This window comes from Streptomyces sp. sk2.1 (assembly GCF_008120935.1).
In the GTDB taxonomy this organism is placed as follows: domain Bacteria; phylum Actinomycetota; class Actinomycetes; order Streptomycetales; family Streptomycetaceae; genus Streptomyces.
Window position 1 is genome coordinate 1,052,241 of sequence record NZ_RDBO01000077.1, and the last position, 10,876, is coordinate 1,063,116.

Sequence of the window (10,876 nt, forward strand, 5' to 3'; positions counted from 1 at the left end):
CTCCGGCAAGCAACGGCCTGGGACCGCGATCTCGGAGGTTGCGAGAAAATGTCCACAGTTACCTCGAAACGACGGCTCACCGCTGGTGCGGCCCTCGTGGTCGCGGCGCTGATGACCACCACGGCGTGCGGCGGCGGCGACGACGGCGAGAGCGGCGGCAAGTCGAAGGGCGCCGGCTTCAACGCGGCGTTCAACAAGGTCGCCAACCCGTCCACCAAGAAGGGCGGAACGCTCAAGTTCGTCGGCAAGCAGGACCTCGACTCCGCCGACCCCCAGCGTGCCTACTACGGCATGGCCTGGGACTTCATGCGCTTCTACACCCGCCAGCTGGTCACCTACGACGCCAAGCCGGGCGCGGCCTCGACCAAGCTGGTCGGCGACCTGGCCACCGGCCCCGGTGAGATCAGCGACGGCGGCAAGACCTACACGTACAAGCTGCGTGACGGTCTGACCTGGGAGGACGGCTCCAAGCTGACCTCCAAGGACGTCAAGTACGGCATCGAGCGCATCTGGGCGACGGACACCATCACCGGTGGCCCGCAGTACCTGATGCAGACGCTGGACCCCAAGGGCGAGTACAAGGGCCCGTACAAGGACAAGTCCCCGGACAAGCTCGGCCTCAAGGCGATCGAGACCCCGGACGACAACACCATCGTCTTCAAGCTGCCCAAGCCCAACGGTGACTTCGAGCAGTTCCTCGCCATGCCGTCCGGCTCGCCCGTGAAGGCCGAGAAGGACACCGGCGCGAAGTACACCCAGCGCCCGTTCTCCAACGGCCCGTACAAGTTCGAGACGTACAAGCCGGGCAAGAACATCGTGCTCGTCCGCAACGACAAGTGGCAGAAGTCCTCGGACCCGGTTCGCGCCGCGCTCCCGGACAAGATCACCGTCACGATCTCCGCCAACCTGGAGGAGAACGACAAGAAGCTGATGGAGGGCGACTACGACGTCGACCTCAACGGCACCGGCATGACCCAGTCCGGCCGCGTCACCGCCGTCCAGAAGCACCGGGACAGCGTCGACAACATGCAGACGTCCTTCGTCCGCTACGTGGCGCTCGTCCACACGGCCAAGCCGTTCAACGACGTCCACTGCCGCAAGGCCGTCTTCTACGCCACGGACTTCGCCGGTCTCCAGCAGACCCGCGGTGGCGAGATCGCCGGTGGCGCGATCGCCAACAGCACCCTGCCGGTCTCCATCAAGGGTCACAGCGACTACGACCCGTACGGCGTCCTCGCCCGCAAGGGCAAGCCGGACCTGGCCAAGGCCAAGGACGAGCTGAAGCAGTGCGGCCAGCCGAACGGCTTCACCACCAAGCTCACCGCCCGCAACAACAACCCGGGCGAGGTCGACACCGCCGAGGCGCTCCAGGAGCAGCTCGGCAAGGTCGGCATCAAGGTCGAGGTCGACCCGATCGACGGCGCCGAGGCGTCCAGCATCACCGGCTCGCCGTCCGTCGTGAAGAAGCGCGGCTACGGCATGACGATGAGCGGCTGGGGCCCGGACTTCCCGTCCGGCCAGGGCTTCGGCCAGCCGCTGTGGGACAGCCGCTTCCTCGCGGACACCGGCAACTACAACGAGTCGCAGCTGAACGACCCGAAGATCGACGGGCTGTTCGACAAGGCGATCGCGGAGACCGACCCGGTCAAGGCCGGTGAGATCTACAAGGAGCTCGACAAGCGGATCCTCGACCAGGCCGACTGGATGCCCTTCATCTACGAGAAGAACATCACCTGGCGCGGCAGCCGTCTGACGAACGCCTACATGTCCGACGCCTACAACGGCCGCTACGACTACGTCTCGCTCGGCGTCGTCAAGTAATCGCTGTAGCCAACAGCATTTGCAGTCAACCCGGTTGACTGTTCCACTGCCGCCGAAACCCGCCAGTCCGAAGGGCAGGTGATGGCCGGGGCGGTGGCCGGGAGCCCCCACAAGGGGTTCCCGGCCACCGCCGGGCCGCACACAGTGCTTGCTTATCTCATCCGGCGCCTGTTCGCCGTAGTCATCATGGTGCTCGTCGTACTGCTCGCGACCTTCACCATCTTCTTCATGCTGCCCAAGTGGGCGGGCCAGGACGTAGCAGTCCTCTTCGCCGGCAAGGCCACGGGTGTCGAGCAGCTCCAGGGCATCCGGGTCAAACTGGGTCTCGACGAGCCCCTTCTCGTCCAGTTCTGGGACTTCGTCAAGGGCATTCCGATGGGGCGCGACTACGCGAACGGTGCCGACGTCACCCACTGCGCCGCCCCCTGCTTCGGGTACTCCTTCCGCACGGAGGTCCCGGTCTGGACCACCCTCAAGGACGCCCTGCCCGTCACCGGGGGCCTCGCCGCCGGTGCCTGTGTCCTGTGGCTCCTCGGTGGTGTCGCCACCGGCGTGGTGTCCGCGCTCCGCCGCGGCACCATCTGGGACCGCGCCGCGATGACCACGGCCCTGGCCGGCGTCTCGCTGCCGATCTTCTTCACCGGCATGGTCGCGATGGGCCTGTTCGTGCACAACTTCGGTTGGGTGAAGATCGCCGACAACCTCTCCACGGACGACAGCATCGGCACCTGGTTCCAGACCCTGATCCTGCCGTGGATCGTGCTCGCGTTCCTGAACGCCGCGATGTACGCCCGCCTCACCAGGGCCACCATGCTCGAAGTGCTCGGCGAGGACTACATCCGCACCGCCCGCGCCAAGGGCCTGGGCGAGAGCACCGTCATCACCCGGCACGCGCTGCGTTCCGCGATGACGCCGATCCTCACCGTCTTCGGCCTCGACATCGGCGTGCTCCTCGGTGGCGCCGTCCTCACCGAGTCCACGTTCAACCTGCCGGGGCTCGGGCTCGCGGCGGTCCAGGCCATCAGCAACAAGGACCTGCCGGTGATCCTCGGCGTCACTCTGTTCGCGGCTCTCGCGATCGCCGTCGCCAACCTCCTCGTCGACATTCTGTACGCCGTCATCGACCCGCGAGTGAGGCTGGGATGACCGAACTGCACAAGAGCGGTGCCGCGCTGGGCGAACCCACCCGGACCGGATCGCCCGCTCCCTCCGCCTTCCTCGAAGTACGCGACCTCAGGGTGCACTTCCCGACCGACGACGGACTGGTCAAGTCCGTCGACGGGCTCAGCTTCCAGCTGGAGAAGGGCAAGACCCTCGGCATCGTCGGCGAGTCCGGCTCCGGGAAGTCCGTCACCTCGCTGGGCATCATGGGCCTGCACACCGCGGGCCAGTACGGCAAGCGCAAGGCGCAGGTCTCCGGCGAGATCTGGCTGGACGGCAAGGAACTGCTGACGGCCGACCCCGACGAGGTGCGCAAGCTGCGCGGCCGCGACATGGCCATGATCTTCCAGGACCCGCTGTCCGCGCTGCACCCGTACTACACGATCGGCAAGCAGATCGTGGAGGCGTACCGGGTCCACCACTCCGTGGACAAGAAGACCGCCCGCAAGCGGGCGGTGGAGATGCTCGACCGGGTCGGCATCCCGCAGCCCGACAAGCGCGTCGACAGCTACCCGCACGAGTTCTCCGGCGGTATGCGCCAGCGCGCGATGATCGCCATGTCGCTGGTCAACAACCCCGAGCTGCTGATCGCCGACGAGCCGACGACCGCACTGGACGTGACCGTCCAGGCGCAGATCCTCGACCTGATCCGGGACCTGCAGAAGGAGTTCGGCTCCGCCGTCATCATCATCACCCACGACCTGGGCGTCGTGGCCGAGCTCGCCGACGACATCCTCGTGATGTACGGCGGGCGCTGCGTCGAGCGCGGACCGGCCGAGAAGGTGTTCTACGAGCCCCGGCACCCCTACACCTGGGGCCTGCTGGGCTCGATGCCGCGCCTCGACCGCGACCAGACCGACCGGCTCATCCCGGTCAAGGGTTCCCCGCCGTCGCTCATCAACATCCCGTCGGGCTGCGCCTTCAACCCGCGCTGCCCGTACGCGGACGTGCCCAAGGACGACGTCACCCGCACCGTACGGCCCGAGCTGCAGGAGGTCGGCAGCCGGCACTGGGCGGCCTGCCACATGTCGCAGGAGCAGCGGGAGCGTATCTGGACCGAAGAGATTGCGCCCAAGCTGTGAGCGAGGAAAAGGCCGTGACGAGCGAGGACAAGGGCGTGGACGTTCCGGCGCAGAGGTCTGCCGGCGACGGGACGCCGGCCGGGGACGCCGCCTCCCGCGAGGTGCTGCTCAAGGTGACCGGGCTGCAGAAGCACTTCCCCCTCAAGAAGGGGATGCTGCAGCGCACCACCGGTGCCGTGAAGGCCGTCGACGGGATCGACTTCGAGGTGCACTCGGGCGAGACCCTGGGCGTCGTCGGTGAGTCCGGCTGCGGGAAGTCGACGATGGGCCGACTGATCACCCGGCTGCTCGAACCCACCGCGGGGAAGATCGAGTTCGAGGGGAGGGACATCACGCACCTCGGCGTCAGCGGCATGCGCCCGATGCGCCGGGACATGCAGATGATCTTCCAGGACCCGTACTCCTCGCTGAACCCCCGGCACACGATCGGCACGATCGTGGGCGCCCCCTTCAAGCTCCAGGGCGTCACGCCCGAGGGCGGCGTCAAGAAGGAGGTGCAGCGGCTGCTGGAGGTGGTGGGCCTCAACCCCGAGCACTACAACCGCTACCCGCACGAGTTCTCCGGCGGCCAGCGCCAGCGCATCGGGATCGCCCGCGCGCTCGCGCTCAAGCCGAAGCTGGTCGTGGCGGACGAGCCGGTGTCGGCGCTGGACGTGTCGATCCAGGCGCAGGTGGTGAACCTGCTCGACGACCTCCAGCGCGAGCTGGGCCTCACATACGTGATCATCGCCCATGACCTGTCGGTCGTCCGGCACGTCTCGGACCGGATCGCGGTGATGTACCTCGGCAAGGTCGTGGAGCTGGCCGACCGCGAGTCGCTCTACAGGGCGCCGATGCACCCGTACACCAAGGCGCTGCTCTCGGCGGTCCCGATCCCGGACCCCAAGCGGCGGTCGGCCAAGAGCGAGCGCATCCTGCTCAAGGGCGACGTGCCGTCGCCGATCGCACCGCCCAGCGGCTGCCGGTTCCACACCCGGTGCTGGAAGGCCACGGAGGTCTGCAAGACGCAGGAGCCGCCGCTGGCCGCGCTGAAGACCGGGCACCAGGTGGCCTGCCACCACCCGGAGGACGCGCCCGACCAGGTGCCCGGCGAGGAGATCACGGCCCAGGCGCGCGAGGCGATCGAGATCGTCGAGGTGCGCAAGTCGGAGCCCGCGGCGGAGGAGCCCGAGGCCGCGGCGCAGGAGTCCGAGGCCGCGTCCGAGGCCGAGGCGCAGGAGCCGGAGGCCGCCGAACCCGCGGCGGACGGCGGTGCCGGTTCGTCCGGTACGCCGGAGGACAACCCCAAGGAGTAGCACCGGCACAATTGCCCGGTGCTCAACGAACTGTTCACGCCCTCCGTCCAGCATGCGCTCGACATCGTCGGAATCTTCGTCTTCGCGATCTCCGGCGCTCTGCTCGCCGTACGCAAGAACTTCGATGTCTTCGGCATCGCGGTGCTCGCCGAGGTGACCGCGCTGGGCGGGGGGCTGTTCCGTGACATCGTCATCGGGGCGCTCCCGCCCGCGGCGTTCACGGATCTCGGCTACTTCATCACCCCGCTCCTCGCCGCCGTCCTGGTGTTCTTCCTGCATCCGCACGTCGAACGGATCCAGGTGGGCGTCAACGTCTTCGACGCGGCGGGCCTCGGACTGTTCTGCGTCACGGGCACGGTCAAGGCGTACGACTACGGGCTCGGCCTCACCGCGTCGGCGACCCTCGGGCTGGCCACCGCGGTCGGCGGCGGCGTGCTGCGCGACGTGCTGGCCAACGAGGTGCCCTCGCTGCTGCGCTGGGACCGCGACCTGTACGCGGTGCCCGCGATGGTCGGCGCCATGATGATCGTCCTGTGCATCCGCTTCGGCGCGCTCAACGCGTTCACCAGCGGCACCGCGGTGATCGTCGCCTTCGTGCTGCGGCTGCTGGCGATGCGCTACCACTGGCGGGCCCCGCGCGCCTACAACCGGAAGTCCGCGAGGGCCGAGGAGGGCTCCGCGACCACCTGACGCGGTCCGTGCCGGGCCCGGCCCGTGCCGGGTTCCACGCAGGCCCGTCATTTTCGGGCCACAAAAAAGCTACCGCTCAGTAATACAATCGGTGTACGGTGCGTCGCATGGCACAGGCAGCAGAGCAGGCGGCACCGACCGCGCAGGCGACCATCGGGGACAGCGAGTTCGATCGCGACACCGCCGTCACCCTCCGGGAAGAGGGCGTCTACGACGCCGAACTCTCCGCGGGCTGGACGATCATCCACGCCGTCAACGGCGGCTATCTGCTCGCCATGCTGGGCCGCGCGCTCGGCGAGGCCCTGCCGCACCCGGACCCCTTCTCCGTCTCCGCGCACTACCTCACCGCGTCCGTCCCCGGCCCCGCGGTGATCCGGACCCAGACCGTCCGCACCGGCCGCACCCTCTCCACCGGCCAGGCGTCCCTCTTCCAGTACGCGGAGGACGGTTCCGAGATCGAGCGCATCCGGGTCATCGCCACCTACGGCGACCTGGGCGCCCTGACCGACGAGGTCCGCACGTCGGCGAAGCCGCCGGCCATCCCGCCGCTGGAGCACTGCCTCGGTGCGAACGACGGCCCGGCCCCGATCCCCGGCAGCTCCGCCATCACCGGCCGGATCGACATCAAGCTGGACCCGGCGACGGTCGGCTGGGCCGTGGGCGCACCCTCGGGCAAGGGCGAGATGCGCGGCTGGTTCGGCCTCGCGGACGGCCGCGACGCCGACCCGCTCTCGCTGCTCCTCACCGTGGACGCGCTGCCGCCCACCGCCTTCGAGCTGGGCATCAAGGGCTGGACGCCCACCATCGAGCTGACCACCCACATCCGCTGCCGCCCCGCCCCGGGCCCGCTCCGGGTCTCCATCACCACCCGCAACCTCGCGGGCGGCTTCCTGGAGGAGGACGCGGACGTCTGGGACAGCGCGGACCGGCTGGTGGCCCAGTCCCGCCAGCTGGCCAGGGTGTCGCGTTCCTGAAGTGCCACCGATCCCCGCAGGGGCGCCCCGGCGCCCGCGCCGAAGGAGGTGGGGGCCAGGGTGGCGATGAGGACTCCTGCCGCCAGTACGGCGGCAGAGCGATACCGTCTGTGCATCGGAACCTTTCCAAGAGGCAAGGAAATGGACACGCGGTGCGGCTCAAGACTGGGGCCCCCGTTGATCGCCGCACCAGACCTCTTCGGTGCCGCGCTTGCGACATGTCGCCAAAACGACACGGCACGCTCCACCGCGCGTACCGGCGAGGTCACCGGGGCCGAGCGGCCCCTCCTCGTCACCGGCGACGGCCCCTCCGCCCGGGAGTTCGCCGGCGGGCCGGGCACGGAGCCCGGGACTTCGCCGACCGATCGGGCACGGAGCCCGGCGCCCTCCCCGACCGGACGGGCCCGGGAACGGGGGGCGAGGAGGGCCGCACCCGACCGTGCGCGGGTGCGCCCGCCGTACGCCCCGCCCTGGGCTCGTAGAATCGAGCCCACCATGGCTTACCTCGACCACGCCGCGACCACGCCGATGCTTCCGGAAGCGATCGAGGCGATGACCGCCCAGCTCGCCGTCACCGGTAACGCGTCCTCACTGCACGCCGCCGGGCGCCGGGCCCGCCGTACCGTCGAGGAGTCGAGAGAGACCCTCGCCGACGCCCTCGGCGCACGCCCCAGCGAGGTGGTCTTCACCTCCGGGGGGACCGAGGCGGACAACCTCGCGGTGAAGGGCCTGTACTGGGCCCGCCGCGACGCCGACCCCCGCCGCACGCGCGTCCTGGCCAGCCCGGTCGAGCACCACGCGGTGCTGGACGCCGTCGACTGGCTCGCCGGGCACGAGGGCGCGAACGTCGAGTACCTCCCCGTCGACCCGTACGGGCGCGTCCACCCCGACGTGCTGCGCGAGGCGATCCTCAAGGACCCCGACGACGTCGCGCTGATCACCGTGATGTGGGCCAACAACGAGATCGGCACCATCATGCCGGTGCGCGAACTGGCCGCGACGGCCCGCGAGTTCGACGTGCCGATGCACGCCGACGCGGTGCAGGCGTTCGGGCAGCTGGAAGTCGACTTCGCCCGGTCCGGGCTGGCCGCGATGACGGTCAGCGGTCACAAGATCGGCGGCCCGTCCGGCATCGGCGCGCTGCTGCTGGGCCGCGAGTACACCCCCGTGCCCGTGCTCCACGGCGGCGGCCAGGAGCGGCACGTCCGCTCGGGCACCCTGGACGTGCCGGCCATCGCCTCCTTCGCCCTCGCGGGGCGGCTCGCCGCCGACGGGCGCGAGGAGTTCGCCCGGGAGATCGGCGGACTCCGCGACGACCTGGTCGCCGCGGTGCGGGCGGCCGTGCCCGACGCCGTCCTCGGCGGCGACCCGGACCCCGGCGGCCGACTGCCCGCCAACGCGCACTTCAGCTTCCCCGGCTGCGAGGGCGACTCCCTGCTCCTGCTGCTGGACGCGCAGGGCATCGAGTGCTCCACCGGCTCGGCCTGCACCGCCGGGATCGCCCAGCCCAGCCATGTGCTGCTGGCCGCCGGAACCGACCCGGACCTGGCCCGGGGCACCCTGCGCTTCTCGCTCGGCCACACGTCGACCGGGCAGGACGTGGACGAGGTCGCCCGCGCGATCGGCCCGGCGGTGGAACGGGCCCGCACGGCCGGACTCAGCTGACCGCCGCGGCCACCGGGTGACACGTGCACCGGGCGGCACGGGCGCCGGGCGAAACCGTGTATCGGGCGGCGCAGGCACCGGTCGGCTCAAGCAGCGCCGGGCGCCGGTCCGCATGCGCGTCGGCTGTCCTGGGCGTCGGCCGACACGGGGACCGGCCGACGCGCGCACCATCGGGCTCGGGCGTTGGGCGCCCGGCGGCGTGCGGGACGTGGGCGGGCCGGGCCGTCCGTACCTCCCGGACCGCCGGCCGAGTCTTCCATCCTCCCGGACCGCCGGTCGGGCCGTTGGTCAGGCCGTCCGGGCCGCCCGGACCAGTTTCAGGTAGCGGTCCCAGTCCCAGTGCTTCCCCGGGTCGGTGTGGTCCGTGCCCGGCACCTCCACGTGCCCGACGATGTGCTCCCGGTCCACCGGTATCCCGTACCGGTCGCAGATCGCGGCCGTCAGGCGCGCCGACGCCCCGTACATCGCCGCCGTGAAGTCCTGCGGGCGGTCCACGAAGCCCTCGTGCTCGATGCCGACGCTGCGTTCGTTGAACGATCTGTTCCCCGCGTGGAACGCCACGTCCAGCTCGCGGATCATCTGCGCCACATGGCCGTCCTTGCGGACCACGTAGTGCGCCGCGGCCCCGTGCCCCGGGTCCTGGAAGACCTTCACCGCGCTCCGGTAGCTGCCCTGGGTGACGTGGATGACGACCCGGTCGATCGTGTAGTCGTCGGGGCGGTCGGCCCGCCGCCAGTTCGCCGGGGAGGCCGATATCCACTCGGCGCGCGCGTAGTCCACCTCGCCGGGCTTGCGGGGCTTCTCGATCCCCGGCAGCCGCCACCAGGCGCGCTTCAGCTCGTCCCGTGCCAGCACGGCCGTGCCCACGGCCGTGGCGGCGGCGCCGATCAGCAGCCCGCGCCGGCCGATGCCGCGCTTGGACCCCGCCTTCGCGGAACCCTCGGCGCCCGACGTCCCCTTGCTTCCCATGTGATCCACAACGCTCATCCATGAGCGTCGAGTTCCCCGGGCCCCGTACCCTGGTGGAGCTATGACTCAGACTTCCCAGCGCCCCCTCCGCGTGCTCGCCGCCATGTCGGGCGGTGTCGACTCCGCCGTCGCCGCCGCCCGCGCCGCCGAGGCGGGCCACGACGTGACCGGTGTGCACCTCGCCCTCTCCGCGAACCCGCAGTCCTTCCGCACCGGAGCGCGCGGCTGCTGCACGATCGAGGACTCCCGCGACGCGCGCCGCGCGGCGGACGTCATCGGCATCCCGTTCTACGTCTGGGACCTGGCGGAACGGTTCCGCGAGGACGTCGTGGACGACTTCATCGCCGAGTACGAGGCGGGACGCACCCCCAACCCGTGCCTGCGCTGCAACGAGAAGATCAAGTTCGCGGCGCTGCTCGACAAGGCCCTCGCGCTCGGCTTCGACGCCGTGTGCACCGGCCACTACGCCACCGTCGTGCTGAACGAGGACGGCAGCCGCGAGCTGCACCGCGCCTCCGACATGGCCAAGGACCAGTCGTACGTGCTCGGGGTCCTGGACGAGAAGCAGCTCGCCCACGCGATGTTCCCGCTCGGCGACACCCTCACCACCAAGGACGAGATCCGGGCCGAGGCCGAGCGGCGCGGGCTCGCCGTCGCCAAGAAGCCCGACAGCCACGACATCTGCTTCATCGCCGACGGCGACACCCAGGGCTTCCTCGCGAGCCGGCTCGGCACGGCCGAGGGCGACATCGTCGACGAGTCGGGCACGAAGGTCGGCACCCACGAGGGCGCCTTCGGCTTCACCATCGGCCAGCGCAAGGGCCTGCGCATCGGACACCCCGCCCCCGACGGCAAGCCGCGCTACGTCCTGGACATCTCCCCGGTGAACAACACGGTGACGGTCGGCCCGGTCGAGGCCCTCGACGTCACCGCCCTCACCGCTATCAGGCCCCGCTGGTGCGGCACCGCCCCGTCCGGCCCCGGCACGTACACCGCCCAGCTCCGCGCCCACGGCGGCGAGACCGAGGTCACGGCGGAACTCGTCGACGGCACCCTGCACGTCGCCTTCACCGACCCGGTCCGCGGCGTGGCCCCCGGCCAGGCGGTCGTCCTGTACGACGGCACCCGCGTCGTCGGCTCGGCGACGATCGCCACGACGGCCCGGCGGCAGACGGCGGCGACGTCCGGCTGATCCCGCCGGACGCCGCTCCCGACGCGG

Annotated in this window: 9 protein-coding genes; 8 read left to right on the forward strand and 1 reads right to left on the reverse strand. The window is 70.6% G+C overall.

Annotated features, from left to right (window positions below; all coding sequences use genetic code 11):
* Positions 1-48 precede the first annotated feature (48 nt).
* From EAO76_RS31935 to EAO76_RS31965, 7 genes are all read left to right on the forward strand, one after another.
* On the forward strand, positions 49-1,821 hold the full coding sequence (locus EAO76_RS31935) for an ABC transporter substrate-binding protein (RefSeq protein WP_148839347.1): 1,773 nt from the start codon (positions 49-51) through the stop codon (positions 1,819-1,821).
* Positions 1,822-1,965: 144 nt separating this feature from the next.
* Positions 1,966-2,967: an ABC transporter permease gene (locus EAO76_RS31940; RefSeq protein WP_148839348.1), complete on the forward strand. Its 1,002-nt coding sequence runs from the start codon at positions 1,966-1,968 to the stop codon at positions 2,965-2,967.
* Complete coding sequence (locus tag EAO76_RS31945) at positions 2,964-4,064, forward strand: ABC transporter ATP-binding protein (RefSeq protein ID WP_148839349.1); 1,101 nt, start codon at positions 2,964-2,966, stop codon at positions 4,062-4,064. Before EAO76_RS31940 ends, EAO76_RS31945 begins: the two co-directional genes overlap by 4 nt.
* A 35-nt stretch (positions 4,065-4,099) precedes the next feature.
* Positions 4,100-5,359, forward strand: a complete 1,260-nt coding sequence (locus tag EAO76_RS31950) for a dipeptide ABC transporter ATP-binding protein (protein WP_262376023.1) — start codon at positions 4,100-4,102, stop codon at positions 5,357-5,359.
* 18 nt (positions 5,360-5,377) lie between these two features.
* The gene (locus EAO76_RS31955; RefSeq protein ID WP_148839351.1) at positions 5,378-6,049 is read left to right on the forward strand and encodes a trimeric intracellular cation channel family protein; all 672 of its coding nucleotides are present in this window, start codon (positions 5,378-5,380) and stop codon (positions 6,047-6,049) included.
* 107 nt (positions 6,050-6,156) lie between these two features.
* Positions 6,157-7,023 carry a thioesterase family protein gene (locus tag EAO76_RS31960; RefSeq protein ID WP_148839352.1) on the forward strand — a complete coding sequence of 289 codons (867 nt, stop codon included), beginning with the start codon at positions 6,157-6,159 and terminating at the stop codon, positions 7,021-7,023.
* A 495-nt stretch (positions 7,024-7,518) separates the two neighbouring features.
* The gene (locus tag EAO76_RS31965; protein WP_148839353.1) at positions 7,519-8,688 is read left to right on the forward strand and encodes a cysteine desulfurase family protein; all 1,170 of its coding nucleotides are present in this window, start codon (positions 7,519-7,521) and stop codon (positions 8,686-8,688) included.
* 288 nt (positions 8,689-8,976) lie between these two features.
* Here the strand turns inward: EAO76_RS31965 and EAO76_RS31970 are convergent, their stop codons facing one another.
* The gene (locus tag EAO76_RS31970) at positions 8,977-9,657 is read right to left on the reverse strand and encodes an N-acetylmuramoyl-L-alanine amidase (RefSeq protein ID WP_148840427.1); all 681 of its coding nucleotides are present in this window, start codon (positions 9,655-9,657) and stop codon (positions 8,977-8,979) included.
* A 61-nt stretch (positions 9,658-9,718) separates the two neighbouring features.
* Between EAO76_RS31970 and mnmA the strand changes: the two genes are divergently transcribed.
* Positions 9,719-10,849, forward strand: coding sequence for a tRNA 2-thiouridine(34) synthase MnmA (mnmA, locus tag EAO76_RS31975; RefSeq protein WP_148839354.1), 1,131 nt, complete (start codon positions 9,719-9,721; stop codon positions 10,847-10,849).
* The last annotated feature ends 27 nt before the right edge of the window (positions 10,850-10,876 follow it).

Coding starts and splice junctions, on each gene's coding strand:
- EAO76_RS31960 (WP_148839352.1), top strand. CDS start 6,157: ATGGCACAGGCAGCAGAGCAGGCGGCACCGACCGCGCAGGCGACCATC.
- mnmA (WP_148839354.1), top strand. CDS start 9,719: ATGACTCAGACTTCCCAGCGCCCCCTCCGCGTGCTCGCCGCCATGTCG.
- EAO76_RS31965 (WP_148839353.1), top strand. CDS start 7,519: ATGGCTTACCTCGACCACGCCGCGACCACGCCGATGCTTCCGGAAGCG.
- EAO76_RS31945 (WP_148839349.1), top strand. CDS start 2,964: ATGACCGAACTGCACAAGAGCGGTGCCGCGCTGGGCGAACCCACCCGG.
- EAO76_RS31970 (WP_148840427.1), bottom strand. CDS start 9,657: ATGGGAAGCAAGGGGACGTCGGGCGCCGAGGGTTCCGCGAAGGCGGGG.
- EAO76_RS31935 (WP_148839347.1), top strand. CDS start 49: ATGTCCACAGTTACCTCGAAACGACGGCTCACCGCTGGTGCGGCCCTC.